Origin of the sequence: Mesorhizobium montanum, from assembly GCF_033977145.1 — a bacterium.
In the GTDB taxonomy this organism is placed as follows: domain Bacteria; phylum Pseudomonadota; class Alphaproteobacteria; order Rhizobiales; family Rhizobiaceae; genus Mesorhizobium; species Mesorhizobium montanum.
In genome coordinates this window covers 176,645-203,050 of sequence record NZ_JAVIJF010000008.1, presented here as the reverse complement: position 1 = coordinate 203,050, position 26,406 = coordinate 176,645, and the positions used below count along the sequence as shown (strand labels likewise).

The following is a 26,406-nucleotide window of genomic DNA, read 5'->3' as shown; positions in this document are numbered from 1 at the left end:
TCGTCATCCTTGGGCAGCGAAGCGTACCGCGTAGACCAAGGGTCCATTCCGTGACGCATGAGCGCTGCTGCGGTGCAGAATTCCGTTCCGCTGCACTCTTCGATCAGGTTCACGGAATGGATCCCAGGGTCTCCGCGACGCCGCTTCGCGGCTGCTCCGCCCAGGGATGACGAGGCTGGGGAGCTTCTGCCAATCTCCGGCGTTTGCGCTGATTTCACGGAGGTGAACGGTCAAGTCTTGCCCGCCTGGAAACCTGCACCTTTCAAAATATCCGTGTCGAACAACTAGCCCTGCCCGGTCCAGAAGGCGATCTCCTGTGCCTTGGTCCTGAGTTCCGTCTTCAGCCACTGGTCGTCGTCTTCGAGATAGCTCCACGGCGTCTTGCCCTGCGCCTGCATCTCGCGGATGTAGGAGCGGTAGCGGTAGTGGCTGTAGACCGACATCGCGTAGGTGGCATAGGCGGCGGCAAGCTTCCTGTGGCCGCGGATGATCACCAGGTTCTCGTCATTTTGCTTGCTCGCCGGCGCCGAGAAATTGTGGCTGCCGGTGACCACCACGCAGTCGTTTGAATGCGGGTCGGTCACCAGGATCTTCGAGTGCACGATGGCGTGGCCGATCTGCGACAGGAAGGTGCGCCGGTTGACCTCGGCGATCCATGGCCCGAGCGGCGCGTCGAGTCCTTGCGGCTGCGCCACCGCGTAGCGGTCCGGCGTGAACGTCCGGTCGCTGCTCACCAGGTCGATGTCGAGGAAATTCTGCTCGGTGCCGCCCTCGTCGGCGCCTAGCGTGCTGACCACGCCGCGCACATACATGTCCTTCTCCTTGGCGCGCTGGCCGGCCAGCGTATGCAACCCCTGCTTGCCCGGCGTGAACATCAAGAACAGCACCGCCTGCCTGGCCGAGCTGATGACGTCCCGCAGCGCCTCCATGTCGGCTCCGTCGGAGGTGCGGGTGAACCACACGGTTGCCTTGGCGCTCCCGACCGTGAAGGTCTTGGGCGCGTTGTTGTCCGCCATCAGGGCCGGCGTGAAATCGGCGGGGTCGGTCTTCGGTGGCGAAGCATCCTTCAACAGGTCCCAATGCTTGCGGAAATGCTCCGCGACCGCCGCGTCCTCGATCAGAAGGCCGTTATTGACCTGCGTGCACAGGCCCGTCGTGCTCCAGTTGGTGCTGCCCGTCCACACCATTTTCGGCTTGCCGCCCTCCGACACGACGACGAACTTGTTATGGCCGAGACCCTTCGATTTCAGCATCCGGTCGATGGTCGCGATGCCGTGGTCGTTGAGGTTCTTGCGCGCGTCCTTGTTGCCGTCACCGCTTTTGTCGGAGCCGTTGGCGAGGATGAGATGCAGCCGCGGCCCAAGCCCGATCAGCGCCGTCTCCAGCGTCGCGTCGCCAAGCTCGTAGAGCGCGGCATGCAATTCGTCGCCGGCAACCTGCGTCAGCCCGACCATGCGCAGGCCGAGGTCGCCTTCGAGGAAGGCGCGGAACTTGGTGTCGCCATTGGTCTGCAGGCTTTTCTTGAACGCCGCCGGCGAAAGCTTGTTCTTGGCCATGTAGCGGGCGACGAATTGCGACAGCACCAGCCCGCGATTGAAGAAGCAGGAGAAGCCGCCGCCGGCGTCGGTGGCGAGCGTCCTCCAGTCGGTCCAGTCGCTTGTCGCCCCTTTGGTCAGCGGCTTGGCGGGGCCGGCGCTCATCATCGCGGTCACCCGGTAACGCACGATGTTGCCGACATCAGCGGCATGATCCGTCCAGTTGAAGCGCTGGAACGGCCAGACGTCCGACGGCCGGTGGTCGCCCGATTTCGGCTTGTCCTTGGTGAAGCCGACGCGGTTCTCCACCGGCTCGATCTTCTCGGTCGCACCGACCTTGCGGCCGCGCTCCAGAAGGAAGCCCCGGCAGCCCGCAATGAATTCGCTCGGCGCCCAGGCGACGAAGGCGTCGTCGCCGTTGGTGTAGACGCTAACCTTTATACTGACGGCCATCTGCCGTTCCTCCTCGATGCGGCGCCGGCGGATCCGGCTCCGGAATGCAGCCAACAGTTCTCCGCGCCGGAAACAGGGTTCCGGATCAGTCGAAACAATCTCGAAAGGATGACGGCGATGATTATGCGGCGGCAGAAGATCGTATGTCAATGTTTTGCAGCGCCAAGTATAATTCTATGAACTGCTTCACGTCCCGCTTTATTTGCCAGCAAAACAAAGGGCGGAGGGCCTGTCGGCCCGTCCGCCCAAACATGCTCTCCAGCCCTAAGGCCGGTATGACCGCCTGCGGTCAGCTCTTGCTGGAGGCCAGCACCAGCACCGGCTTCTCGCTGTAAAGCTGCGGGAACAGCGACTTCAGATTCTCGATCTTGGGCAGGTCGTTGTAGACGATATAGGGATAGGTCGGGTTCAGCGTCAGGAAGTCCTGATGATAATCCTCGGCCGGGTAGAAGGTCTTGCCGGTTTCCAGCGTGGTGACGATCGGCTTGCCGAATACCTTGGCCTTGTCGAGCTGGGCGATATAGCTCTCGGCCACCTTCTTCTGCTCGCCATTCTCGGCGAAGATCGTCGAGCGGTACTGCGTGCCGGAATCCGGACCCTGGTAGTTGAGCTGCGTCGGGTTGTGCGCGACCGAGAAATACACCTGCAGCAGCTGGCCGTAGGTGACCTTCGATGGGTCGTAGGTGATCTCGACGGATTCGGCATGTCCCGTGCGGCCGCTGCCCACCACCTCGTAGACGGCGTTCTCGGCGCTGCCGCCGGTATAGCCGGAAACGGCCTTGCTGACGCCCTTGACATGCTGGAACACGCCCTGCACGCCCCAGAAGCAGCCGCCGGCGAAGATCGCCTTTTCAGTGCCGCTGGCAGCCTTCTCGTCCACCGCCGGCGGCGGGATCACCACCGCGTCCTCGGCCGAGCGAGCCGGGCTCTGCCAGAAGACGGCCGCGGCGACTGCCGCAAGACCAAGCGCCGTAACCACGCCGCGGGTAAGGAATGGCGATCTCCGCGCGGCCTTTTTGTCTGTGCCGTTCATGTTCAATCTCCCTTTGCGTTGTAGGATTATACGACGGAAGCCGTCGCAAGTTTCTCACTTTGCCGTGCGGCGGCTCAAAGCCGCCGACGGCGCTCCCCCTCTCCCCCACCGTTGGCGGGGCGAGGAACCCGGGCTTGCGAAGGCCGCGCCCCTTGGCGATTAGCATTTCCTCTCCCCCACAAAGTGGGGGAGAGGTGGCTCGGCGCGCAGCGCCGAGACGGAGCGGGGGCCAGCGCTGACATATGCGATTGTCCGATCCCCAGCCGAGCGAGGCAGAGGTCAGCTCAGCGCCTCACTGAGCAGGAGCCATCGCATCCGCGGGCTTCATCGCATCCGTCGCGGGTTTCATCGCGTCGGCAGGTTTCATCGCATCGGTTACCGGCTTCATCGCCTGGGTGCTCATCGCATCGGGCTTCATCGCATCCGCCGGCTTCATCGCGTCCGTCGCCGGCTTCATGGCGTCGGTCGCCATAGCATTGGCCGGCTTCATGGCATTGGTCGCGTCGTCGGCGCGGGCGCCGGCAACGAAGACGGCAGCGGAAAGCGCGAAGGCAAGCGCCGGCAGCGTGAGGTACTTGGTCATGGGTAGTCTCCTTTGGTTGACTTCTCGGGGGTTGCGGCGCGCGACTGCGAGCCCGTTGATGCGTTGCCGCGTCCTGCGGCGCCGCGAAAAGAGGATGATCAGTTGGCGGCCGCGGCCAGGATCGGCCCGCCGCCTGGCGCCTGCACCAGCACCGCGGTGCTCAAGCCGCCGCTGGCCGCCGGCAGCGGCAGCGTCGTCGCTTGCCCGTTCCATCTGCCGAGCTTTTGCAGCGCATGCACGACATTGGCATGCGGCAGCGTGCGTCCGGTGTTTTCGCCGCGCGCCACCGGCACCTCGACGACGCCTCGTGTGTAGCGCACAAGCCAGATGTCGGCGCCGCCGCCCGGCGCCTTGCCGGCGCCGATGCTCACCTTGCCGTTGCCGAGCGAAAGGTCCGGACCCTGCGTGCGGCCACCTTTGGCGATCAGGCTCTGGATCTCGCCGGGCGCCGCGCCCACGGCGTCGTGGCGGCCATTCACCACCACCTGCGGGGTGAACGGCCCGTCATGGCCAAGCTGCGGCTCGTAGGTCACCTGGCGGTCGGTGAACTCCTTGCGCCCGAAAGTGTCCTTCCAGCCGAGATAATCCCAGTAGGTGACGTTGAACGACAGCGCCAGCACGCCCGGCTGGTCCTTGACCTTGATCAGATTGGCATTGGCCGGCGGGCAGGATGAGCAGCCCTGGCTGGTGAACAGCTCGACCACGGTGAGCGGCTGCGCGGCAGCCGCGCCCATCGTGGCGGCGAGCATCGCCCCGGCAAGCAGGCCGATCCTTGTCTTCAATCCGGTCATGGGAAGCAGTCTCCGTAAGGGGTCATGCTCCCATTTCGCCGCCGTTGAGGGGTTCGTTACAGCTTCACCGGTTTGTGATTGAGGGCACTTTCCCTTCTCCCTTTGTGGGAGAAGGTGGATCGGCGCGCAGCGCCGAGACGGATGAGGGGTATTCCAGCTTGGCGGCGACATCGGTTCCTGTTCATCGCCAGGGCTGCAGGCCAGTATCCTTTACGTATGCAATGATCGTATCGCAGACCCCATCCATATCCTTCAGGACATCGTCGTTCCAGAAGCGCAGCACGCGAAAGCCTCTCGCCTTCAGCTCTGCGGCGCGAACCTCGTCGGACTCCGAATCTGCATGCTGGTTGCCGTCGATCTCGATGATCAGACGTGCTTCGGCACAAACGAAGTCGGCGATGTATTTTCCGAGAGCCTGGCGTCGAAACTTGATCCGATCGAGTCTACGGTCGCGCAGTTCCTGCCACAGCTTATTCTCCGCCTCGGTCATCTCGCGGCGGAGTGTACGGGCGAACCTGCGTTTGGCTTGGGTGATCGGCTGATGCGGCATGGCGTGAGATTAGCCAGCCGCCGCGATCCGTCCAGCACCCCTCATCCGTCTCGGCGCTATCGCGCCGATCCACCTTCTCCCACAAGGGGAAAGAGGCGCCCCGCTTGCCCCTCAACCCCGCCCCTGCTAAAGCGCGCCGCATGACGACGCCCCTCGACCACATCCGCAATTTCTCCATCGTCGCCCATATCGACCATGGCAAATCCACGCTTGCCGACCGGCTGATCCAGCTCACCGGCGGGCTGGAGGCGCGCGACATGAAGGAACAAGTTCTCGATAGCATGGATATCGAGCGCGAGCGCGGCATCACCATCAAGGCGCAGACGGTGCGGCTGAAATACCGCGCCAACAATGGCGAGGACTATATCCTCAACCTCATCGACACCCCCGGCCATGTCGACTTCGCTTATGAAGTGTCGCGTTCGCTCGCCGCCTGCGAGGGCTCGCTGCTGGTGGTCGACGCCTCGCAAGGGGTCGAGGCGCAGACTTTGGCCAATGTCTACCAGGCCATCGACAACAACCACGAGATCGTCGTGGTGCTGAACAAGGTCGACCTGCCGGCCGCCGAGCCCGAGCGCATCCGCGAGCAGGTCGAGGAGGTGATCGGCATCGACGCCTCCAACGCGGTGATGATCTCGGCCAAGACCGGCCTTGGCGTGCCGGACGTGCTGGAGGCGATCGTCCACCAGCTGCCGCCGCCGCGCGAGGGCGACATCGCCGCGCCCCTGAAGGCGATGCTGGTCGATAGCTGGTACGACGCCTATCTCGGCGTCATCGTCCTGGTGCGCATCATCGACGGCGTGCTCAAGAAGGGCCAGACCATCCGCATGATGGGCACCGGCGCGAAATACCTCGTCGAGCGCACCGGCGTGTTCACGCCTGCCCGCGTCAATGTCGACGAGCTCGGCCCCGGCGAGTTCGGCTTCTTCACCGGCTCGATCAAGGAAGTGGCCGACACCCGCGTCGGCGACACCATCACCGAGGACCGCCGCCAGACCGCCAAGGCCCTGCCCGGCTTCAAGCCGGCGCAGCCGGTGGTGTTCTGCGGCCTGTTCCCGGTCGACGCCGCCGATTTCGAGGATTTGCGCGCCGCCGTCGGCAAGCTGCGCCTCAACGACGCGTCCTTCTCCTATGAAATGGAAACCTCGGCAGCGCTTGGCTTCGGCTATCGCTGCGGCTTCCTCGGCCTGTTGCATCTCGAGATCATCCAGGAGCGGCTGGAGCGCGAATTCAACCTCGACCTGATCGCCACCGCGCCTTCCGTCGTCTACCGGCTGCTCCTGAATGACGGCACGGTCAAGGAACTGCACAATCCGGCCGACATGCCCGACGTGGTGAAGATCTCGGCAATCGAGGAGCCGTGGATCCGCGCCACCATCCTCACCCCCGACGACTATCTCGGCGGCATCCTGAAGCTTTGCCAGGACAGGCGCGGCATCCAGGCCGATCTCTCCTATGTGGGAAAACGCGCCATGCTCACCTACGACCTGCCGCTCAACGAGGTCGTGTTCGATTTCTACGACCGGCTGAAGTCGATCTCCAAGGGCTACGCCTCCTTCGATTATCACCTGACCGACTATCGCGAGGGCGACCTGGTCAAGATGTCGATCCTGGTCAACGAGGAGCCGGTCGACGCTTTATCCATGCTGGTGCACCGCACGGCGGCCGAAAAGCGCGGCCGCGCCATGTGCGAGAAGCTGAAGGAGCTGATCCCGCACCATCTGTTCAAGATCCCGATCCAGGCCGCGATCGGCGGCAAGGTCATCGCCCGCGAGACCATCTCGGCGCTGCGCAAGGACGTCACCGCCAAATGCTACGGCGGCGACGTGACCCGCAAGCGCAAGCTGCTCGACAAGCAGAAAGAGGGCAAGAAGCGGATGCGCCAGTTCGGCAAGGTGGATATCCCGCAGGAGGCGTTTATCCAGGCGCTGAAGATGGGAGATTGAGGGTTATTCCTTGATGAAACTCAGGATAGTTTCAGTTCTCATACGTTTGGAAAGCGCGCCATTAGATAGCGGAAGATAGCGGCTTCGAGTGGGAAGCTCGCGATCGAAGCGCCTTACCTCCCTTAGGCCTGAATAAGTCGCTGCGGTCGCAACGCTATTCGCGTTGCTTATAAACACACCTTTAAGGCATGAATTGCCGACTACGAAAGTCGCCACCGAACCTGGTCGAAGAACCCTCGCGGTCTCGGCCGTCATACCGATTAAATCGACAACATAGCGGTCAATCATACGGTCATAGCTCCGCGGAAGCGCCCCCACGTCTCCAGCTGCCTTTTTGATTTCCATGAACGCGTCATCTTCCATGGGTATCTGAAGGCCACGCTCCGTCCCAATACTCTCCGCTCGAATGGTTCGAATCTCCGAGCATGTTAGTCCAAGCCAGACTAGAGCGAGGCGATGACCCCGCAGATAGTCAATAGCGTTCAAATATGGAGGAGAAGTTAGCACGGCATCGACAGACGAATTGCTGACGCTCGTAAGGCTACGAGCGTCTCCCATGTGTACAGATGCATTTCCCTTAGGTGGAAAATCCAGCAAACGTTTCCTGAGTATACGGTACGATCGCTCAAATCCGAAAAAAACGTCGTATTCGGAACTCGTTGATACCTTATGTGGTCGACTATGAGACGTATCTCTGGCGAGAGACGCACACATTTCCTTTGTTATTATTATTCTGCTTAGATTTACACGAAGAACGTTCAGTTCGGCGCGCTTGTCCTCGCTTCCCTGCTCTACGTTAAACGCGTGAAAAATATAAGCGATTGCCCTAAGGGCATTTCGCTGCTTGGTGCCAAACCAGTATTCCGTGAACCGCAGGGTCTCTGGGTCGTTGTCAATCCAGGGTAACGAAATCTCTTCATTCACAAGTGCCTTCGCCTCGTGCAGAGTTCGCTCGAAAAGGCTGTCCAGCTCCGCAAGGTCGACCGGGGTTGTCCAAACGCCTGCTATCAGAACCGACAGTGGGTCAACATCGAATCCTATCGCCTGCAACCCAAGATCAGTAGCTTGCCGAAGGACGGTCCCCGACCCGACCATCGGGTCCAATACGACACTGTTCAGCTCTAACGTCTGAAGACTCGCTAGGGCTAGGTCCGGAGCCATTCTGGCGGGGAACGGATGGATTGTTTTATTCACGGCGCCGCATTCTCATAATCGAACGTTGCAGACAATTCGGATAGCAACGCGCTTACGCCATTGGGTTTGGCAAACTGAAGCGGCGATTCATTTCCGAAAACGCGATACATGGTCCTTGGGGCGCGATCAACTCGCAACGAGGCGACGCCACCTGGTCGTGACGCTGTGATGCTAGCGAATTCAGCCAGGCTGATGCCAACTACGCCGTCTAAGCCACAGATCAAAATGATCCAAACTGAAGCGTAGCGAGCTCTCAACTCAACGAGCTCCTTCAGGTGATCGACAGTGAAGCTAAAAGCCCAAGGCGCGAGACGTTTAGTGGAATGTTTCAAGTATATCGCGATTCGCTTATCCAAGGAATAGCTATTGAGACGGCCATACGTATCGCACTTCCCAATCACGATTGGCTTTTCAGAGCCTGCTATTATGAGCCGCAAAGCGACTCCGTGGTAGCGATCCACCTCGGTTATCATTTTGTGTTCTTGATAAATTGGATCGAGCCGGAAAACTTATAGAAGAGCCGCCCCTTACCGGCGCTGTTGGTGAAAACCTTGAGATGGTGAAGCGCATTGGGAAATTGGGCGGTCTGAGATTGGCCAATAAGTCCGCGCCGACGCTCGATCGCCACCTTGTCGAGCCCCTCAGCATCCTTGTATCCCTCAATGCTCGACGTCGGATGCACGGCGACGGTTCGCTCTACGCTAGGGCTAGCTGTCCGAAGTATGTAACGCTTCAGATATTCGGGGAATGCCGACTCCCCCAATTCCTTCTGGAGCGCTTCTAGTTTAGCGCTGACCGAATTCAAAGATTGTATTCTTTGGTCAACCCCGGGGTCGAACTCGAAGAGCCCGAAACCCATCTCTCCCTTGTTCATATCAACCGTTGATCGGTCGATGCTGGATGGCGAAACAGCTGATATTCGGCCATCTCCCAACCAGACAGGAGAACCTTTCCCTTCCCGGATTGCCTCAAGCGCCAGCTTGTGGAACACAAAACATCTGTGCCAATCTGCATATAGCGCACGTGGTATGGTTAGCTCGAAGAACCTGAGATACTTTCCCCTTGCTCCAAACATCCTAGCGCGCTGGATGTAGGTATCTTGCTGAATCTTATGTTTCACGTCTCGCGTAAAGAACATAGATAATAGATTTTCAAACGTGACACCGCGAGAGACAATGTTACCACCGATAACAATCGTGAATAACGATGCCGGACGCGTAGCGGACCGCCCCTTTCGCGTAAGATCGCGATCACTATTTAATATGATCACCGCATTTCTACTTATATTTTTGACAACATATGAGGTAAGCCGGTCCGGATCGGCGTCTGGGTAGCGTTCGTTCGCGAGGATCCAGATGTCCCTTACATAGCCGTCGAACTTCTTGCTCTGGCTGTTGGTTAAGGACGCCAACGTATCCTGCATGATCGACCAATCACTCTTATGGTCAATCCTCTTCCCGCTTGTATGAACCAGAAGTGAGTAATTCGCCTCTGTCTGGTTTACGTACTGATTGAGGTAAGAAACGTTCACCAAAAATCCGAAGAGGGCTCGTCTGGCGTATTTCGGGTCGTCACCGCGATCGGAAAGCAACTCAAGCTGGAATGGCAGCGCCAAATTCTTGCTGGGCCACTCCAACGGGAAGAAAATGTCCTGACCTGTGTACATGGGGTGTGGAGGAAAATTCACCCAGAGGCGGCTATCATTGTCAAAGGTGTTGTTCAGATCCAGCCGAGCTGGAGTAGCTGTCACGCCAATGTAATCCCCTGTTGGTCCGAGGATATCATGTATCAACTGATTTATCCGAGTTCTCGCTGCGCTGTTTACCTTCGAATTCGGCGACGCGAAATCAGCTTCGTCGTCAATCACAACGATGTCTTTGAGCGAGTTGATTTTCTCGAGAAGCTTCTCTAGATCACCCGCGTTCTTCTTTGCAAAAATGACATACCGTCGAGATTTTACGTCGATCGACGGGTCAAGAATCTCGGTGTAGTTCTGCGCTGACGGCGCCAAGCCCGAGTCTTGAAATCGACCTAGGTTCTGACCTAATAAATCTACGCTATCATTTAGCAAATGCACAATAAAACGTCTGCCTTCATCCAACAATTTTGCTGTGAGGCATATCATCATCTCCGTTTTGCCGCTTTGGGGCTCGCCGTAGATCACAAACGCACGACGACCATCGCCAGAGAGGTTCTTTAAGGCTCCCTGCACTGCTTTCTCGATACATGTAACGTCCGCGCCGTCGTCGATCAGCCGTCGAAGCTGTCGCTCGTACTGGTCAGCAGCAGGGTCTATTGCCTTAAAGCGGCCAAGGTTAAAGGACTTTTCCATTGCTCCCCCCGAAGCACTTTGTTGAGTCAACTTATATCCGTTATTTTGGATTGCAACCCCATGTTGAGCTGATGGCAGGGGCAATCCGCCGGCCGGCGATCGCAGGCAACTCCCCAGACGAGATCAGCTCGTCAACCTCAACAAACTCGCTGCCTTGAGTTGTCTCCACCTTGGCGTATCCTCTTGCCGGCTTGGGAGACACCACATGCGCTCTACTCTGGACACCGTCGCCGCGATCGGCCTCGCCATCGGCGGGGCGTTTGGCTTGGCGGGCACTTTCGTCTCGAGCGACGCTCTGCGCGAGACGGTCTGGACCATCGACGGCGTGGCGATCGTCGTCGCCACCGCGCTGCTCACCCTGAAATACCAGCGGCTGGGCAATGATCTCGTCGCGGCCGGCTTCCTCACCTTCCTTGCCGGCGAAAGCCTGCTGCTGGCCGGCAATGCGGCGGGCCTGCAGGCGAGCGTGCCTTCCTATGTCGGCGGCATCGCGCTCTGGGCGGCGGGGCTGGTGATGGTCAGCGCACCAGCCACCTTCGCGCTCTGGATGCGGCTCACCGCTTTCGTCTCGGCGCTGCTGTTCACCGTCTCGGCGGCGATGATCCTGTGGGGCGCGCAGCTTGTGCCCACCTCCGCGCCGCTGCCCGCTGCCGGCTATCCGTTCCTGGTCCTCACCTTCATCGGCTGGATCTGGACGTTGATGAAGCCGGAGCGGTAAGGATAGACAGACGTCATCGTTCGCGGCTTGGGGGGCAGCTTGCGCAAATTGTTGTTTGTCAGTCTTTGCATCGATTTCGTTTGGGTGAATGCAGCCGTCGTGCTCGTCGACCGGCTGTTCCCGGGAATTGCCGAGACCGTACTCGGCCAGCCGACATCCTGGGTGGCGCGCCAGACCCTTTCGCTGGTGCTGCTGGGCGCCATGCGAGGGGCAAACGCCTCGATCGGCGAATGGCTGCTCGCTTATGCGCAGACCGAGCAGCCCGGCCGGCGCCAGTGGGCCAACCTGTTGCTTGGCATGCTCGGTTTCGCATCGGGCATCTGGTATCTGCTGCACCTCACCGAACCTGGCGACCGCACGCCGTTCCTGTTCATGGTCGAGGACACGCCGCTGAAGATTGCGGCGGTGGCGATCTACAGCGCCTTCTACAGCTGGTGTGGGGTGATGCTCTTGCGCTTCGAGCTGAGGGCCAAGTTTTACAACGCCCTGCTGTTCGTCTCGGTACTCCCCTTGACCGCGATCAACGTCACCTTTTCCCGTGATGCGCTGGTCGCCTCGATGGTGGCGCGCGCCGCCAGCCAGGGCCGATCCTTCCCGGTGGAAAAAGCCGAGGTCTATGCGCGGGCGTCGCTCTACTACGCCGTCGTGCTGATCGCGATCATGCTGACGCTGCTCTATTTCTGTCGGGAACGGCCTGCAGTCGAAAGGCCGCTCGAAGGCGCGCCGGGCGGCCACGCATAGGCCTCTCGACTCGAACCATTTCCGGGCTCAATCTCGTCCGATGGCCGCGCCGCTCGAAATCCGCAACAGCGCCTCGGGAAAGATACTCCCGGCGCTCGGGCCGTTCATCATCGGCGGCATTTTCGGTTTCGGCGCGCTGCAGGGGATGGCTTCGGGCGCGGATGGCGGGCATGTGCTGTGGATCGCGCTGCTCGGCCTCGCCTGCCTGGGCCTCGGCGCATCGATCGCGCGTGGCGCCTTCGACACGTCGGTCAAGGTGACGCTCGATGGCAGAGGTTTCCGCGATACTCGCGCCGGCGACGTGCTGGTGCCGTGGAACAAGGTGAGAAGCGTGCGCCTCGCCGCCGGCGGCAAGGGCGCGGCGATGCTCAATTTCGAGCTCACCGAGGAGCCGCCCGACGCGATCAGATACTCGTCCGCCAACGCCTTCGGCCTGATGCCCTTCGGCAAAACCACCGTGCACATGGAGATCTCCTCGCTCGACGTGCATGGCCAGGACATGGTGGACGCGGTGAAGACATTCGCGCCGCATGTGGTGGTGAGAAGGTAGGGCTCCTCCTTCTCCCCTTGTGGGAGAAGGTGGCCGCGAAGCGGCCGGATGAGGGGTGTTCCAGCGGAATGAGGGGTTCGCGATTTGCCGCGAGCTGTGCTGGTGCCGACCGCCGCCGCCAAGCTGGAACACCCCTCATCCGTCTCGGCGCTACGCGCCGATCCACCTTCTCCCACAAGGGGAGAAGGAGAGGTCGCGCCGCTTCCGCGCCCGTGCTCTACTCCCTCCGGGGACCTCACCATGATTCGCGCTCTGCTCGCCGCCATCCTCTTTACCTCGCCGGCCTTCGCCGCCGACATGTCCGTCTTCGTCCGCAACCAGCGCTCGGACGGCGTCGCGGTGGAGCTGTTCAGCCGCGACAGCGCAAAAGTCTGGCCGGGCGGCGACAAGGTCTACCTCATCCGGCCGAAGGCCAGGAAATCCGTGCCGATCTCCTGCGAGCCCGGCGAGCACATCTGCTGGGGCGCCTGGGTCGACGGCAACGACAAGGTCTCCGCCGGCGTCGGCCCCGACAACGACCAGCCCTGCGACAGCTGCTGCTTCATCTGCACCGAGCATTCGACCGAGACGGTGGATCTGGCGGAGTGAGCGAGGCGCCGAAGCTGCCAATCTCCCCCTCCAGGGGGGAGATCAGCCAATCGCCACGGCCTCACCAATTCCCCCAAAATTCAGTCAGCCCGCCCTTCGCCACCCCTTCTGCGACTTCCCCCTTCATGCCATCATCCAACTCTCGGCCGTGGGGGCCGATTCGACCTCGGGGGTTTTCATGTCCATCCTTTTCGCGCGCCGCCTCGCCGCCGCGTTTTCGCTTGCCGTCCTCATCGCGCCCGCCGCCCATGCCGGCGACGTCACGTTCGAGATCAAGAACAGCCATCCCAACGCCATGCGCGTCGAGCTCTACAGCCAGGACCGCGACTATGTCTGGCCGGGCAATGGCAAGGATTTCTACCTCGACGACGGCGAGACCAAGGAATTGCCGATCTCGTGCAACGAGGGAGAATCGATCTGCTACGGCGCCTGGGTCGACGGCGACGAGAGCACCTATTGGGGCGTCGGACCCAACAACAAGGAAAAATGCGAAGACTGCTGCTACACCTGCAGCGGCGGCCAGACCGAGGACATCGACCTTGCGGAGTGAGAGCCACTTCCCTTCTCCCCCTGTGGGCAGGGCAATCGCATATGGAAGGCCGAGGCTTTCGCCCTACGAATACCCCCACCCCTAACCCCTCCCCACAAGGGGGAGGGGACCTCGCGGACGCTGATCTCGGCAAATTACCAACGCTGATATGGTCAATAAAGGCGCGCGGCAGCGTTCCCTCCCCCTTGTGGGGAGGGTTAGGGTGGGGGTCCTTCTTCGCAAGAATCATCTGCCATTGCCCTTCCCTATGAGGGGAGAAGGAAGAGCCGTCCCTCCGGCCAGCTTGACGCCCTTCCCGCCCGCGCCCTAGCCTTGTCTCCACCCAGCAACAGGAGACCCCACCCAAATGGCAGGCACGGTCGAAGGCGAGAAGATCGACGTCGGTTTCAACGGCAAGCGCTGCATCCATTCGCGCAATTGCGTGCTCGGCAACCCGCATGTCTTCGTGCCCAACGCGCCGGGCGAGTGGATCCACCCGGACGCAACCAGCGTCGAGCAGGTGGTGGCGCTGGCGCAGAACTGCCCGTCGGGCGCCATCACCTACACCAGAAAGGATGGCGGGCCGCAGGAGAAGCCGCCGGTGGTCAACACCGTGCGTCTCAGGGAAAACGGCCCGCTCGCCGTGCATGCCGAGATCGTGCTGGGCGAGGAGACCTTCTTGCGCGCCACGCTCTGCCGCTGCGGCCTGTCGCGGAACAAGCCGTTCTGCGACAACAGCCACATCAAGGCCGGTTTTTCCGCCACCGGCGAGCCGCCGCTGAAGGAAGCGCAGGTGCTGGACGCGCGGGATGGCCGGCTGACCGTGACGCCCACCGTCAACGGCCCGCTGAAGGTCGAAGGCAATGCCGAGATCGTCACCGGCACCGGCCACACCATCGCCCGCACCACAAAAGTCTTCCTCTGCCGCTGCGGGCATTCGGCCAACAAGCCGTTCTGCGATGGGAGCCATAAAAAGATCGGCTTCGTGGCATGAAAAGCGTCGCGCCGACGTTAGTTAAAGATGAGGTTTCGCGCTCAGGAGGAAATCCATCATGCGCACCATGCTCACCCTTGCCTTGCTTGCGTTCGCCATGCCCGCCTTGGCCGCAAACCACGCGGTCCAGATCAAGGACATGAAATTCCACCCGGCGAAGATCAGTGCCTCCGTTGGCGACACGGTGACGTTCACAAACGCCGATTCCAAGACGCACACCGCCACGGCCGATGACGGCAGCTTCGATACCGGCCAACTCGCCACGGGCAAGAGCGCCAAGGTCAAGATCACGGCCGCCGGCGCGCACCCCTTCCACTGCGCCATCCACCCCTCGATGAAGGGCACCGTCACGGCGAAGTAGGAGAAGCCTGCGGCGGAGCCGGTCTCCTGCTTTGATGATCTGAGAGGCTGGCGCGAGGCACCCCTCTGCCCTGCCGGGCATCTCCCCCTCAAGGGGGGAGATCAGATGTCACCTCGGCTTTCGCTAATTCGCCAACGTTGCAAAGAAGCGCCGGCACTCAAGCTGCCAATCCCCCCCCTTGAGGGGGAGATGTCCGGCAGGACAGAGGGGGGTGCTGTCCCGCCAGCGTGTCCGCAGACCCTCAACCACCCCGACGTCGCATTCCTTGGCCCATCCCTCCCTTCTTTATCCGCAACGCCGTATCGGCTAAGGGCAGGCACCAAAACCTCTCGCTCCGGACTGCCATCCCCTCATGACCGCCAAGCCTCACCCTCTCTTCCTCGGCATCGACACCGGCGGCACCTACACCGACGCCGTGCTCTGGTCGGAGGAGGGCGGGCCGAAAGGCAAGGTGCTGGCCAAGGCCAAGTCGCTGACCACGCGCCATGATCTCGCCGTCGGCATTTCCGGCGCGGTGGATGCGGTGCTGGAACAATCCGCCACCAATCCGGCCGCCATCAAGCTGGTCTCGATGTCGACCACTTTGGCCACCAACGCGCTGGTCGAGGGCCAGGGCGGGCGCGTGGCGCTGGTCATGATCGGTTTTTCCGAGGCCGACCTTGCCCGCGACGGGCTGAAGACGGCTTTAGGCACCGATCCTGTGGTGTTTTGTCCGGGCGGCCATGACGTTCACGGCAATGCCGCCAAACTCGATCTCTCCGGCCTCGAGGCGGCGCTGCCGGAGCTTGGGCGTTCGGTGTCGGGCTTCGCCGTCTGCGCCTATTTCGCCACCCGCAATCCGGCGCATGAGCTCGCGGCCCGCGACCTGATTCGCGACATCACGGGCCTGCCGGTCACCGCCAGCCACGAGCTTTCGGCCAAGCTCGGTGGGCCGCGCCGCGCGCTCACCACGCTGCTCAACGCCCGGCTGATCTCGATGATCGACCGGCTGGTGGCGGCGACCGAAGGTTTCCTTGGCCATCGCGGCATTGCCGCGCCCCTGATGGTGGTGCGCGGCGACGGCGCTTTGGTGTCGGCGGCCTTTGCCCGCCAGCGGCCGATCGAGACCATCCTCTCAGGCCCGGCCGCCAGCCTCGTCGGCGCCCGCCATATGACCGGTCTCGACGACGCCATGGTCTCGGATATCGGCGGCACCACGACGGACGTCGCCGTGCTGGAAGGGGGACGGCCGCGGCTCGATCCCGAAGGCGCCACCGTCGGTGGCTTCCGCACCATGGTCGAGGCCGTCGCCATGCGCACCTTCGGCCTCGGCGGCGACTCCGAGGTCACGCTGGAAGACGGCGCGCTCGACCCGAAGATCCTGCTCGGCCCGCGCCGCCTGGTGCCGCTGGCGCTGGCCGGCATGGCGCATGGCGAAGCCGTCACCGCCGAGCTGGAACGCCAGCTGCGCGCGCCGAACCCCGGCCGCATGGACGGCCGCTTCGCGGTGCGCACCGGCGTGCCGGACCGGCTAGCCGCCGGCCTCACCGGCCCGGAAGCCAAACTCTACGAGGCGATCGGCGCCATCCCGCTGGCGCTCGACAGGCTGCTGTCGTCGAATGCCCAGAACGCCACGCTGAACCGGCTGGTCGCGCGCGGCCTGGTGCATATTTGCGGCTTCACGCCGTCCGATGCCGCCCATGTGCTCGGCAAGCAGTCGAACTGGGACGCCGCCACCGCGCGCCTCGGCGCCGAGCTGTTCTGCCGCCGCCGCGACGGCCGTGGCCAGCCGATCGCGGCGACGCCAGAAGCGCTCGCCGAGCGTGTGCTCGTCACGCTGACCCGCTGGTCGGCCGAATACATCCTCGAAACCGCCTTTGCCGAGGACGGGCTCGATGGCGCCGCGACCGTCGCGCACGCGCTGGTGCAGCGCGCCGTCGATGCCCATCCCGGCATCGCCCGCTTCACCGTCGCGCTCGACCGCCCGGTCATCGGCCTCGGCGCGTCGGCGCCGCTGCACTATGCCGGCTTGGCCGTGCTGATCGGCAATGGCTGCATCGTGCCGGAGGACACCGACGTCGCCAACGCGCTCGGCGCCGTGGTCGGCCAGGTGCGCGTCTCGGCCGAAGCCCGCGTCAGCCAGCCGCAGGAAGGCCTCTTCCGCCTCGCCTCGGGCCAGACGGTGCGCGACTTCACCGAGGAGGAAAAGGCGATCGAAGCGGCCGAGGCCGATGTGCGGGCGATCGCGGCCGAGCGCGCGAAAGATGCCGGCACCGACAGCGCCGAGATCGACGTTTCCACCGAGTTCAAGGTCTCGACCATCGAGGGACAGCGCATGTTCATCGAGGCGCATGTGGTTGCGGTGGCGTCCGGACGGCCGCGGATTGCCGTGTGAGGCACCCTTTCCTTCGCCCCGTTCACGGGGAGAAGGTGCCCGAAGGGCGGATGAGGGGCAGCGCTGATCGATGAGATTGCGCGGGACCGCTACTTTGCGCAACGCCGCGCCGCCCCTCATCCGGCTGCCGCCACCTTCTCCCCGTAAACGGGGAGAAGGCATCCTTCACCCTAAGCCGAATTGACCCCTGCCCCCCAAACATGCCAAAGGCCCCGGCAAAGCCTGATATCTGGAGAAGCCCTGATGACCGACCGCATCGAGATCGCCGGGTTGCGGATTGCCCGGGAGCTCCATGACTTCGTGGCCGGGGAGGCAGCAGTCGGCACCGGCATCGACCCGGAGACATTCTGGACCGGCTTTTCAGAGATCGTCCACGACCTCGCGCCAAAGAACCGCGCGCTGCTCGCCAAACGCGACGCCATGCAGGAAAAGCTCGACGGCTGGTATCGCCAAAACGGCGCGCCGATCGACATGGGGCCCTACAAGACCTTCCTGAAGGAGATCGGCTACCTGGTGCCGGAAGGTCCGGGCTTCAGCGTCTCGACCGACCATGTCGATCCCGAGATCGCAATCGTCGCCGGGCCGCAGCTCGTCGTGCCGGTGATGAACGCGCGCTATGCGCTCAACGCCGCCAATGCGCGCTGGGGTTCGCTCTATGACGCGCTCTACGGCACCGACGCCATTGCCGAGACCGGCGGCGCCGGGAAGGGCAAGGGTTTCAATCCCGCGCGCGGCGCCAAGGTGATTGCCTGGGCCAGGGATTTCCTCGACCAGTCCGTGCCGCTGACCACGGGCAAATGGGCCGGCGTCAACGGGCTCTCGGTGGCGAACGGCGCCTTGAAGGCGGGCGAGGGCGCCGGCGCCACGACGCTTGCCGATCCAAAGCAGTTCGCCGGCTATCGCGGCGATGCCGAGAGTCCCGAAGCGGTGCTCCTGGTCAGGAACGGCCTGCATATCGAGATCGTCATCGACCGCGCCAACCAGATCGGCAGGACCGATCCGGCCGGTATCGCCGATGTCATCCTGGAATCGGCCTTGACCACCATCCAGGACTGCGAGGATTCGGTCGCCGCCGTGGATGCGCAGGACAAGGTCGTCGTCTACCGCAACTGGCTCGGCCTGATGAAGGGCGATCTCGCCGAAGAGATCACCAAGGGCGGCAAGACTTTTACCCGCACGCTCAATCCGGACCGCCGCTACACGGCGCCGAATGGCGGCCAGCTGCTGCTGCCCGGACGCTCGCTGATGCTGGTCAGGAATGTCGGCCACCTGATGACCAATCCGGCGATCACCGACCGAGAGGGCCACGAGGTGCCGGAGGGCATCATGGACGCGGCCATCACCGCGCTGATCGCGCTGCATGATGTCGGCGCCAGCGGCCGCCGCGCCAATTCCCGCGCCGGCTCGATGTATGTGGTGAAGCCGAAGATGCATGGGCCGGAAGAGGTTGCCTTCGCCGTCGAGATCTTCGACCGCGTCGAAGCCCTGCTCGGCATGGCGAAAAACACCATCAAGATGGGCATCATGGACGAGGAGCGGCGCACCACCGTCAACCTCAAGGAAGCGATCCGCGCTGCCAAGGAGCGCGTCGTGTTTATCAACACCGGCTTCCTCGACCGCACCGGCGACGAGATCCACACCTCGATGGAAGCCGGCCCGATGATCCGCAAGGGCGACATGAAGCAGGCCGCCTGGATTTCCGCCTATGAGGCCTGGAATGTCGATACGGGGCTCGAATGCGGACTGGCCGGCCACGCCCAGATCGGCAAGGGGATGTGGGCGATGCCGGATCTGATGGCGGCGATGCTGGTTGAGAAGATCGCGCACCCCAAGGCCGGCGCCAACACCGCCTGGGTGCCGTCGCCGACGGCCGCGACGCTGCACGCCACGCATTATCACAAGGTCGACGTGCATGCCGTCCAAGTGGCGCTGAAGAGCCGGCCGAAGGCCAGGCTCGACGACATCCTGTCTGTGCCGGCCGCCGTGCGGCCGAACTGGACGCCGGACGAGATCCAGCGCGAGCTCGACAACAATGCGCAGGGCATCCTGGGCTATGTCGTGCGCTGGATCGACCAGGGCGTCGGCTGCTCGAAAGTGCCCGACATCAACGATGTCGGCCTGATGGAGGACCGTGCGACGTTGCGCATCTCCTCGCAGCACATCGCCAACTGGCTGCGCCACAAGGTCTGCTCGGAAATCCAGGTCAGGGATTCCCTGCAGCGCATGGCGGCGATCGTCGACCGCCAGAATGTCGGCGATCCGCTCTACCGGCCGATGGCGCCGGACTTCGACAGTTCCATCGCCTTTCAGGCCGCCTGCGACCTGGTGTTCAAGGGAACGAGCCAGCCCAACGGCTACACCGAGCCGGTCCTCCACGCGCGGCGGCTGGAGCTGAAGGCGCGCGATAGGCAGGGATCAGCCTGAAAGTCCTCACACGCCTTTGATCGCGCGTGCCAGGAAGACGTCCGTATGCCTGACATGGGCCGGGGTTTCGCGGAAAGGCGCGCAGCGGCTGAAGCCGGACGCCTCATACACGGCAACGGCACCTTTCATGTAAAAAGTCGTGTGGATTAGCACCGTGCGGGCTGGACCCTTCTCGATTTCCGCCAGCGCGGCACCCATTAGGGCGCGGCCTATGCCCTGCCCCCGGAAGGATGCATCGACAAAGAATTTGTGAAGCTCCACCGCGTCGTCGCCGAACTGATCGAAGGCGAGGCAGCCCGCCGGCAGGCTCCCCGACCGCGCAACGAACGCCATGGCATCCGGCGCGCCGAATTGCGATGCCAGTTGAAGGCCGCTGGTTTCAGGCTGGAAGAGCGCCCTTATATCCTCCTCCGAGACGCCATGAGGTGCGGACGCCTCGACATCCCATTGCGCAAGCCTGCCGCAGAGCATGGCCATAGTCACGAAATCTTCGGCGCTGCGCGCCGGTGAAACTGAAATCATCCCACGCCCCCGGTTAGACCCCGCACCATCATAGCATGCGCGACCCTTCGGCGCGAAACGCACATCGTCGAGGCGTTTGAAGGGTGGCGTCTACGCCGCCTGCGCCATCCGCTCCGCGCTCATCCGATAGGAAATCGCTTCGGCGAGATGGATGCGGCCGACCGTCTCGCTGGCGTCGAGGTCTGCAAGGGTGCGCGCGACTTTCAGCACGCGGTGATAGGCCCGCGCGGAAAAGCCGAGCTTTTCGCTGGCGTCCTTGAGCAGCGTCAGGCCTGCCGCATCGGGCTTGGCGATCTCCTCGATGATCGAAGGCGGGCAATGCGCGTTGGTGGTGGCGCCGGCGCCGAGCTTTTCCAGCCGTTCGCGCTGCATGGCGCGCGCCCGCGCCACGCGCTGCGCCACCGCGGCGCTCGTCTCGGCCTTGTCCGGCCTGATCAGGTCGCTCGCCGAGACCGCCGGCACCTCGATCCTGAGGTCGATGCGGTCGAGCAGCGGGCCGGAAATGCGTGCCTGGTAGTCGGTGCGGCAGCGGTCGCCGCGCAGGCAGCGATAGCCGGGCTCTCCCGACATGCCGCAGCGACACGGATTCATCGCCGCCACAAGCTGGATGCGCGCCGGGTAGGTGACGCGGTGATTGGCGCGCGCGATCATGCAGTCGCCCGTCTCCAGCGGCTGGCGCAGCGCATCCAGCGTCTGCGGCGTGAACTCCGGCAACTCGTCGAGGAACAGCACCCCGTGATGGGCGAGCGAAACCTCGCCCGGCCGCGCGCGCAAGCCGCCGCCCACCATTGCCGCCATCGAGGCCGAATGATGCGGGGCGCGGAACGGCCGCCGGTCGGTCAGCTTACCTTCGCCAAGCTCGCCCGCCACCGAAGCGATCATCGAGACTTCGAGCAGCTCCTTCGGCGCCAGCGGCGGCAGGATCGAGGCAAGGCGCTGCGCCAGCATCGACTTGCCCGAACCCGGCGGTCCCACCATCAGCAGGTTGTGCCCGCCGGCGGCCGCCACTTCCAGCGCCCGCTTGGCGCTTTCCTGGCCCTTGATGTCGGCGAGATCCGGCAGGTCGCGCGCGGCAAGCTGGATGCCGGCTTCGGGCCGCGACAGCACCTGCGTGCCGCGAAAATGGTTGGCGATCGCAATCAGGCTGCGCGGCGCCAATATGTCGAAGTCCTTTCCCGCCCAGGCCGCCTCCGGTCCGCAGGCGAAGGGGCAGATCAGGCCCTTGCCCTCGGCATTGGCGCCGATCGCCGCCGGCAGCGCGCCGGCGACCGCGGCGGTCATGCCGTCGAGCGACAACTCGCCGAGCACCACATAGCCGGTGAGCATGTCGCCCGGAATGGCGCCGAGCGCCGCCATCAGGCCGAGCGCGATCGGCAGGTCGTAATGGCTGCCTTCCTTGGGAAGATCGGCCGGCGCGAGGTTCACCGTCACCTTCTTCGACGGCATCGACAGGCCGGACGCATGGAGCGCGGCCTGCACGCGCTCGCGGCTTTCGGCCACCGCCTTGTCCGGCAGGCCGACGATCTGCATGCCGACCTTGCCCGGCCCGACCATCACCTGGACATCGACCGGCACGGCCTCGATGCCCTGGAAAGCGACCGTGCGAACCCGCGCCACCATCTTGTCTCAAGCCCCCGAATACCGGCTCGCGGGCGGCCCTGCGATCAGGCCGCGAGCGAAGTCAGGCCAGACAACCACAGATTTGCGTTCTGATCAAGAACATTACGGGAACATTGGCGCGGGCGCACGCCCCCGACTGGCATCGTGGAGAAAATTACCCCCGCTTCCCCTCCACGCAATCCCAGAACAGGCTGGCGATATCGGAGCCACCAAAACGCCGCACTTCGCGCACGCCGGTCGGCGAGGTGACGTTGATCTCGGTCATGTAGTCGCCGATCACGTCGATGCCGACGAGGATGAAGCCGCGTTCCCGCAGCGCCGGTCCGATGCGGGCGCAGATCTCGCGCTCGCGCTCCGTCAGCTCGGTTTTTTCGGCGCGGCCGCCGACATGCATGTTGGAGCGGGAATCGTGGTCGGCCGGCACGCGGTTGATGGCGCCCACCGGCTCGCCGTCGATCAGGATGATGCGCTTGTCGCCCTTGCGCACGTCCTTGAGGTAACGCTGCACGATATAGGGTTCGCGGAACAGCTGGCCGAACATTTCGAGCAGCGAGGCGAGGTTGCGGTCGGCCTCCAGCAGATGGAAGATGCCGGCGCCGCCATTGCCGTAGAGCGGCTTGACGATGATGTCGCCGAATTCCCTGCGGAAGGCCGCAACTTCCAGCGGATCCTTGGTGATCAGTGTTTCCGGCATCAGGTCCGGGAATTCGGTGACGAAGATCTTTTCCGGGCTGTTGCGCACCCAGGCCGGATCGTTGACCACCAGCGTCTTCGGATGGACGCGCTCCAATATGTGCGTTGTGGTGATGTAGTTCATGTCGAAGGGCGGGTCTTGCCGCAGCAGCACCACGTCCATCTCAGAGAGGTCGGTGCGCACCTTCTCGCCCAGCGAATAGTGGTTGCCCTTCTCGTCGCGGACCTGCATTTCCTCGACGCGCGCGAACACCTTGCCGCCCAGCATCGACAGCTGGCCCGGCGTGTAGTGGAAAAGCTTGTGGCCGCGCCGCTGCGCCTCCAGCGACAGCGCGAAGGAGGTGTCGCCGGCGATCGACACGGTGGAGACATGGTCCATCTGGACGGCGATCTTCAGCGGCATTGGCGGTCTCCAGCGATCCTGCGTGCCGTCGATATAAGGAAATCGGCGGCGTCTGCCAATCGTGCTCGCTTGGTGCAGACGCTAGCGGTCGAAGACCAGGCGAGAATAGCCGAGGAAGGACAGCGTCATGGCGATGATCGAGGCGACGGCAAGGGCAACGAGCGGCGGCAGGGCCGGCAGCGCGAAGAGCAGCGCGCAATAGACCAGATAATTGACGATGCTGGTAGCGATGCCGACGCCGCCATAGCGCGCGCCTTCCCGCGCCATGCCCCGGCTCGACGGCGCGAAAGTCAGATGGCGGTTGATCTGCCAGGTGACGCAGAGCGCGAAGCCGATCGACAGCACGCGCGCCGAGAGCGCGCCGAGCGGCGTGGTGGAAAGCAGCAGCCACAGCGCTGCCGCATCGGCGACGAAGCCGATGCCGCCGGTGAGAGCGAAGCGGGCGAGGCGGCTCACTACGCGGCCCGCGAGGCCTTGCCCGGCTCGCTCTTCGGCTGGGCCTGCTCGGCGCGGCCGGAGGAAATCGACAGGTAGAAGATGCGCTTCTGCTCGGCCCGGCCGCGTGACACCGAATCGAGGATGAGCCCGGTCATCATGGCGAGCATGGACAGGAGCAGCATGCCGATCGACAGCACCCAGGTCGGCATGCGCGGCACCAGCCCCGTCTGGGCGAACTCGATCAGCACCGGGATCATCAGGCCGATGCTGGCCGCCAGGAAGAACAGCGCGAACGTGCCGAAGAAGCGCAGCGGCTGCGTCTCCTTCATCAGCATGGCGAACATCCACAGGATCCTGGCGCCGTCGCGAAAGGTCGACAATTTCGAAGACGAGCCCTCCGGGCGGCGGCCATAGTCGAGCGCCATCTCGCTCACCGGCAGTTTGAGCTGTGAGGCGTGCACCGACATTTCGGTCTCGACCTCGAAGCCGCCGGAAACCGCCGGGAAGCTCTTGACGAAGCGTCGCGAAAAGACCCGGTAACCGGAAAAGATATCGGTGAAATCGGTCCCGAACAGGCCCTTGTAGAGCCGGTTGAAGACGCGGTTGCCGAAGGCGTGGCCGTTGCGGCCGGCATCGTCCGTCACGCCGCGCCTGGTGCCGACCACCATGTCGGAGCGTTCGGTCTGCAGGACGTTGATCAGCAGTGGTGCATCTTCGGGCGCATAGGTGCCGTCGCCGTCGGCCATCACATAGATGTCGGCATCGATGTCGGCGAACATGCGCCGCACCACATTGCCCTTGCCCTGGCGCGGCTCGCGCACGACGCTGGCGCCGGCGGCGCGGGCTTTCAGCGCCGTGAGGTCCTTGGAATTGTTGTCATAGACATAGATCGCGGCCGAAGGCAGGGTCTCGCGGAAACGCCGCACGACCTCGCCGATCGTCAGCTCCTCGTTGTAGCAAGGCAGGAGCACGGCGATAACCGGCTCGTGGCGGACTGCGTGCGGCATGTCTGTCTCCGGGCGCCCGACCAGCCTCCGGCCGTCCTCAAGCCGGCCCGTCGAGCCGCTTTACTATTTATTGAAGCCGTTAAGGCTAGGTTTAAACCTATCCTCTCCCTTCAAAGGTTACGGCAATGGGCACAGCTGAGAACGGCGCCGCCACCTGGAAGTCCGATCTCGTGCTGGCGCTGCTTGCCGCCTTGCTCGCGCTCGCTATCGATGCATGGAGCGGTTTTGGCCCGCTGACCGATGCCGGCGGCGACAACGACAACCTGCTGCGCCTCGTCGAGGTCCGCGACCTGCTTGCCGGCCAGGGCTGGTTCGACCTGCACCAGTACCGGATGGGGCTGGAAGGCGGCTTCGTCATGCACTGGTCGAGACTGGTCGACGCGCCGATCGCCGCGATTGTCCTTGCCGCCTCGGCGCTGACCGGCAGCAGGCCGCTGGCCGAGGATGTGGCGCAGGTGCTGTGGCCGGCGCTGCTTTTCTTCGGCACGCTGTTCTTCACCGCCCGTGCCGCGCGCAGCTTCGGCGGCGGCGGCGCGGTGCTGCCCGCCATACTGATCGGTGGCGCTGGCTATTATTTCATCGGCATCTACGCGACCGGCGCGCTCGATCACCATAACGTCCAGCTGATGCTCACCATGGCGAGCCTGGCTTTGCTGCTCGAGGCGCCCGCGCGGCGCTGGGCGGCGCTGTTTTCCGGTCTGAGCGCCGCGCTGACGCTCGCCGTCGGCATGGAAACAGTGCCTTACGTCGCCACCATCGGTGTTTGCGTGTCGCTGCTGTTCGTCGCCGATGCCGGCGAGCGGACGATCGCCCGGGATTTCGGCCTCGGCTTCGCCGGCGTCGCGGCGCTTGTCCTCGTCGTCACGGTCTCGCCTTCCGCATGGGGCGTGGCGCAGTGCGATGCCTTTTCGGTCGCGCAGTTCGTCGTCGCGGCCATTGCCGGCATCGGGCTGGCGGCGCTCGCCTCGACCAAACCCGCCGCCCGCAGCTGGCATCGCAGGCTGGCGTCGCTGGCTGCGCTGGGCGTCGTTCTCGTCGTGGTCGTGGCGGCGCTGTTCCCGCAATGCCTCGCCGCGCCCTACGCCTCCCTCGACCCGCGCCTCAAGGACCTGTGGCTCGACCACATCGACGAGGCCCAGTCGCTGTTCACGCTGCTTGTGCGCGATCCGGCGCGCGTGGCGGCGCGTTACGCGACGCCGCTGGTCGCGATCATCCTGATGGCGCAGCACTTGCGCCGCGGCGGCTGGCGCCGGCAGGACAGCCTCGTCGCAGCGCTGCTCTTCGTCGCTTTCGCGGTCGGCGCCTGGCAGGTGCGCGGCACGACCTTCTCGATCGCTTTTGCGGTCATTCCGCTCTCGGCGTGGATCGCGAAATGGCGCGCCCGCGCCGAAACCAGCTCTTCGCTCGGCGCGGCGCTGCGCCTGGCGGCCGTGTGGCTGGTCTCGATCAACCCGGTCTGGACAGGCGTTGCCGCGGCCGCCTCGATGGCGTTCGACAAAGGCACGGCTGTCGCCGACGGCGGCACCATGGACAGGACTTGCGAGAGAAAGGCCACCTTTGCGCCGCTCGCCGGCATGACCGGCACCACCGTGCTGACCATCTCCAATCTCGGAGCGTCGGTGCTCGCTTATAGCGGCCATCGCGCTTTCGCCGGCCCCTATCACCGCAACGTCGCCGGCAATCTCCTGGCGCTGGATGCCTTTCTCGGCTCGGCCGATGATGCACGGCGGATCGTCGAGGCGCATAGCGTCGGTCTCGTCGCCATCTGTCCGGGCAACATCGAGACCCAAATCCTGACCCGGAAAGCGCCGCAGGGCTTCCTTGCCGGCCTGCTGCATGGCAGCGTGCCGGATTGGCTCGAGCCGGTCGGTGAAACCAAAGGCGGCCCGATCGAGCTCTACCGCGTCAGGCAAGTCGGCTAAAGGTATCCGAGCGAAGAGCGCGAGCCGTTCTCCGCTCGGAATTGCTTAACCAGAAGCCAAACCAAAGGGAAAGTCTTCGACATTTCCATTAGAAATTACGCATAA

Annotated in this window: 24 protein-coding genes; 11 read left to right on the top strand and 13 right to left on the bottom strand. The window is 63.6% G+C overall.

What is annotated here, in order from left to right; all coding sequences use genetic code 11:
- Positions 1–284: 284 nt before the first annotated feature.
- From RFM68_RS13380 to RFM68_RS13360, 5 genes are all read right to left on the bottom strand, one after another.
- Entirely contained in the window at positions 285–1,988 is a 1,704-nt protein-coding gene (locus tag RFM68_RS13380) for a phospholipase D-like domain-containing protein (protein WP_320233444.1), read from the bottom strand.
- 289 nt (positions 1,989–2,277) lie between these two features.
- Positions 2,278–3,021: a peptide-methionine (S)-S-oxide reductase MsrA gene (gene msrA / locus RFM68_RS13375; RefSeq protein ID WP_320233443.1), complete on the bottom strand. Its 744-nt coding sequence runs from the start codon at positions 3,019–3,021 to the stop codon at positions 2,278–2,280.
- Positions 3,022–3,313: 292 nt separating this feature from the next.
- The gene (locus tag RFM68_RS13370; protein WP_320233442.1) at positions 3,314–3,604 is read right to left on the bottom strand and encodes a hypothetical protein; all 291 of its coding nucleotides are present in this window, start codon (positions 3,602–3,604) and stop codon (positions 3,314–3,316) included.
- A 98-nt stretch (positions 3,605–3,702) separates the two neighbouring features.
- The gene (locus tag RFM68_RS13365; RefSeq protein WP_320233441.1) at positions 3,703–4,395 is read right to left on the bottom strand and encodes a DUF1223 domain-containing protein; all 693 of its coding nucleotides are present in this window, start codon (positions 4,393–4,395) and stop codon (positions 3,703–3,705) included.
- Between the two features lie 181 nt (positions 4,396–4,576).
- Entirely contained in the window at positions 4,577–4,945 is a 369-nt protein-coding gene (locus RFM68_RS13360) for an endonuclease domain-containing protein (protein WP_320233440.1), read from the bottom strand.
- Between the two features lie 140 nt (positions 4,946–5,085).
- Here RFM68_RS13360 and lepA point away from each other — a divergent pair, with 140 nt between their 5' ends.
- Complete coding sequence (gene lepA, locus RFM68_RS13355) at positions 5,086–6,891, top strand: translation elongation factor 4 (RefSeq protein ID WP_320233439.1); 1,806 nt, start codon at positions 5,086–5,088, stop codon at positions 6,889–6,891.
- A 3-nt stretch (positions 6,892–6,894) separates the two neighbouring features.
- On the opposite strand, the gene RFM68_RS13350 is transcribed toward lepA, so the two are convergent.
- From RFM68_RS13350 to RFM68_RS13340, 3 genes are read right to left on the bottom strand one after another with little or no spacing between them, the layout of a single operon-like run.
- Complete coding sequence (locus tag RFM68_RS13350) at positions 6,895–8,085, bottom strand: TRM11 family methyltransferase (RefSeq protein ID WP_320233438.1); 1,191 nt, start codon at positions 8,083–8,085, stop codon at positions 6,895–6,897.
- Complete coding sequence (locus RFM68_RS13345) at positions 8,082–8,558, bottom strand: hypothetical protein (protein ID WP_320233437.1); 477 nt, start codon at positions 8,556–8,558, stop codon at positions 8,082–8,084. The genes RFM68_RS13350 and RFM68_RS13345 overlap by 4 nt, the downstream gene beginning before the upstream one ends.
- Complete coding sequence (locus RFM68_RS13340) at positions 8,555–10,417, bottom strand: Z1 domain-containing protein (RefSeq protein WP_320233436.1); 1,863 nt, start codon at positions 10,415–10,417, stop codon at positions 8,555–8,557. The genes RFM68_RS13345 and RFM68_RS13340 overlap by 4 nt, the downstream gene beginning before the upstream one ends.
- A gap of 205 nt (positions 10,418–10,622) precedes the next feature.
- Here RFM68_RS13340 and RFM68_RS13335 point away from each other — a divergent pair, with 205 nt between their 5' ends.
- From RFM68_RS13335 to RFM68_RS13295, 9 genes are all read left to right on the top strand, one after another.
- Complete coding sequence (locus tag RFM68_RS13335; protein ID WP_320233435.1) at positions 10,623–11,135, top strand: hypothetical protein; 513 nt, start codon at positions 10,623–10,625, stop codon at positions 11,133–11,135.
- Positions 11,136–11,219: 84 nt separating this feature from the next.
- A complete protein-coding gene (locus RFM68_RS13330) occupies positions 11,220–11,876 on the top strand; it encodes a hypothetical protein (protein WP_320233434.1) in 657 nt (218 codons plus the stop codon).
- Between the two features lie 40 nt (positions 11,877–11,916).
- The gene (locus tag RFM68_RS13325; protein ID WP_320233433.1) at positions 11,917–12,426 is read left to right on the top strand and encodes a hypothetical protein; all 510 of its coding nucleotides are present in this window, start codon (positions 11,917–11,919) and stop codon (positions 12,424–12,426) included.
- Positions 12,427–12,666: 240 nt separating this feature from the next.
- Positions 12,667–13,014, top strand: coding sequence for a hypothetical protein (locus RFM68_RS13320; protein ID WP_320233432.1), 348 nt, complete (start codon positions 12,667–12,669; stop codon positions 13,012–13,014).
- 178 nt (positions 13,015–13,192) lie between these two features.
- A complete protein-coding gene (locus RFM68_RS13315; protein ID WP_320233431.1) occupies positions 13,193–13,564 on the top strand; it encodes a hypothetical protein in 372 nt (123 codons plus the stop codon).
- 346 nt (positions 13,565–13,910) lie between these two features.
- A complete protein-coding gene (locus RFM68_RS13310; protein ID WP_320233430.1) occupies positions 13,911–14,537 on the top strand; it encodes a CDGSH iron-sulfur domain-containing protein in 627 nt (208 codons plus the stop codon).
- A 58-nt stretch (positions 14,538–14,595) separates the two neighbouring features.
- Positions 14,596–14,898 carry a cupredoxin domain-containing protein gene (locus RFM68_RS13305; protein WP_320233429.1) on the top strand — a complete coding sequence of 101 codons (303 nt, stop codon included), beginning with the start codon at positions 14,596–14,598 and terminating at the stop codon, positions 14,896–14,898.
- Positions 14,899–15,250: 352 nt separating this feature from the next.
- The gene (locus RFM68_RS13300; RefSeq protein WP_320233428.1) at positions 15,251–17,272 is read left to right on the top strand and encodes a hydantoinase/oxoprolinase N-terminal domain-containing protein; all 2,022 of its coding nucleotides are present in this window, start codon (positions 15,251–15,253) and stop codon (positions 17,270–17,272) included.
- 243 nt (positions 17,273–17,515) lie between these two features.
- Positions 17,516–19,696, top strand: coding sequence for a malate synthase G (locus RFM68_RS13295; protein ID WP_320233427.1), 2,181 nt, complete (start codon positions 17,516–17,518; stop codon positions 19,694–19,696).
- A gap of 6 nt (positions 19,697–19,702) precedes the next feature.
- Here RFM68_RS13295 and RFM68_RS13290 read toward each other — a convergent pair whose 3' ends face one another.
- The 5 genes from RFM68_RS13290 to RFM68_RS13270 form a co-directional block, all read right to left on the bottom strand.
- A complete protein-coding gene (locus tag RFM68_RS13290) occupies positions 19,703–20,218 on the bottom strand; it encodes a GNAT family N-acetyltransferase (RefSeq protein ID WP_320233426.1) in 516 nt (171 codons plus the stop codon).
- Positions 20,219–20,308: 90 nt separating this feature from the next.
- Positions 20,309–21,838 carry a YifB family Mg chelatase-like AAA ATPase gene (locus RFM68_RS13285; RefSeq protein ID WP_320233425.1) on the bottom strand — a complete coding sequence of 510 codons (1,530 nt, stop codon included), beginning with the start codon at positions 21,836–21,838 and terminating at the stop codon, positions 20,309–20,311.
- 154 nt (positions 21,839–21,992) lie between these two features.
- Entirely contained in the window at positions 21,993–22,934 is a 942-nt protein-coding gene (gene gshB / locus RFM68_RS13280) for a glutathione synthase (RefSeq protein ID WP_320233424.1), read from the bottom strand.
- A gap of 81 nt (positions 22,935–23,015) precedes the next feature.
- Entirely contained in the window at positions 23,016–23,390 is a 375-nt protein-coding gene (locus RFM68_RS13275; RefSeq protein ID WP_320233423.1) for a GtrA family protein, read from the bottom strand.
- Positions 23,390–24,379, bottom strand: a complete 990-nt coding sequence (locus tag RFM68_RS13270; RefSeq protein ID WP_320233422.1) for a glycosyltransferase — start codon at positions 24,377–24,379, stop codon at positions 23,390–23,392. Before RFM68_RS13270 ends, RFM68_RS13275 begins: the two co-directional genes overlap by 1 nt.
- A gap of 125 nt (positions 24,380–24,504) precedes the next feature.
- On the opposite strand from RFM68_RS13270, the gene RFM68_RS13265 reads away from it, so the two are divergent.
- Entirely contained in the window at positions 24,505–26,301 is a 1,797-nt protein-coding gene (locus tag RFM68_RS13265; RefSeq protein WP_320233421.1) for a GtrA family protein, read from the top strand.
- Positions 26,302–26,406 lie beyond the last annotated feature (105 nt).

What these genes read in the sequence shown, in the direction of transcription:
- RFM68_RS13380 (WP_320233444.1), bottom strand. Translation starts at nt 1,988, where the DNA reads ATGGCCGTCAGTATAAAGGTTAGCGTCTACACCAACGGCGACGACGCC.
- msrA (WP_320233443.1), bottom strand. Translation starts at nt 3,021, where the DNA reads ATGAACGGCACAGACAAAAAGGCCGCGCGGAGATCGCCATTCCTTACC.
- RFM68_RS13370 (WP_320233442.1), bottom strand. Translation starts at nt 3,604, where the DNA reads ATGACCAAGTACCTCACGCTGCCGGCGCTTGCCTTCGCGCTTTCCGCT.
- RFM68_RS13365 (WP_320233441.1), bottom strand. Translation starts at nt 4,395, where the DNA reads ATGACCGGATTGAAGACAAGGATCGGCCTGCTTGCCGGGGCGATGCTC.
- RFM68_RS13360 (WP_320233440.1), bottom strand. Translation starts at nt 4,945, where the DNA reads ATGCCGCATCAGCCGATCACCCAAGCCAAACGCAGGTTCGCCCGTACA.
- lepA (WP_320233439.1), top strand. Translation starts at nt 5,086, where the DNA reads ATGACGACGCCCCTCGACCACATCCGCAATTTCTCCATCGTCGCCCAT.
- RFM68_RS13345 (WP_320233437.1), bottom strand. Translation starts at nt 8,558, where the DNA reads ATGATAACCGAGGTGGATCGCTACCACGGAGTCGCTTTGCGGCTCATA.
- RFM68_RS13340 (WP_320233436.1), bottom strand. Translation starts at nt 10,417, where the DNA reads ATGGAAAAGTCCTTTAACCTTGGCCGCTTTAAGGCAATAGACCCTGCT.
- RFM68_RS13335 (WP_320233435.1), top strand. Translation starts at nt 10,623, where the DNA reads ATGCGCTCTACTCTGGACACCGTCGCCGCGATCGGCCTCGCCATCGGC.
- RFM68_RS13325 (WP_320233433.1), top strand. Translation starts at nt 11,917, where the DNA reads ATGGCCGCGCCGCTCGAAATCCGCAACAGCGCCTCGGGAAAGATACTC.
- RFM68_RS13320 (WP_320233432.1), top strand. Translation starts at nt 12,667, where the DNA reads ATGATTCGCGCTCTGCTCGCCGCCATCCTCTTTACCTCGCCGGCCTTC.
- RFM68_RS13315 (WP_320233431.1), top strand. Translation starts at nt 13,193, where the DNA reads ATGTCCATCCTTTTCGCGCGCCGCCTCGCCGCCGCGTTTTCGCTTGCC.
- RFM68_RS13310 (WP_320233430.1), top strand. Translation starts at nt 13,911, where the DNA reads ATGGCAGGCACGGTCGAAGGCGAGAAGATCGACGTCGGTTTCAACGGC.
- RFM68_RS13305 (WP_320233429.1), top strand. Translation starts at nt 14,596, where the DNA reads ATGCGCACCATGCTCACCCTTGCCTTGCTTGCGTTCGCCATGCCCGCC.
- RFM68_RS13300 (WP_320233428.1), top strand. Translation starts at nt 15,251, where the DNA reads ATGACCGCCAAGCCTCACCCTCTCTTCCTCGGCATCGACACCGGCGGC.
- RFM68_RS13295 (WP_320233427.1), top strand. Translation starts at nt 17,516, where the DNA reads ATGACCGACCGCATCGAGATCGCCGGGTTGCGGATTGCCCGGGAGCTC.
- RFM68_RS13290 (WP_320233426.1), bottom strand. Translation starts at nt 20,218, where the DNA reads ATGATTTCAGTTTCACCGGCGCGCAGCGCCGAAGATTTCGTGACTATG.
- RFM68_RS13285 (WP_320233425.1), bottom strand. Translation starts at nt 21,838, where the DNA reads ATGGTGGCGCGGGTTCGCACGGTCGCTTTCCAGGGCATCGAGGCCGTG.
- gshB (WP_320233424.1), bottom strand. Translation starts at nt 22,934, where the DNA reads ATGCCGCTGAAGATCGCCGTCCAGATGGACCATGTCTCCACCGTGTCG.
- RFM68_RS13270 (WP_320233422.1), bottom strand. Translation starts at nt 24,379, where the DNA reads ATGCCGCACGCAGTCCGCCACGAGCCGGTTATCGCCGTGCTCCTGCCT.
- RFM68_RS13265 (WP_320233421.1), top strand. Translation starts at nt 24,505, where the DNA reads ATGGGCACAGCTGAGAACGGCGCCGCCACCTGGAAGTCCGATCTCGTG.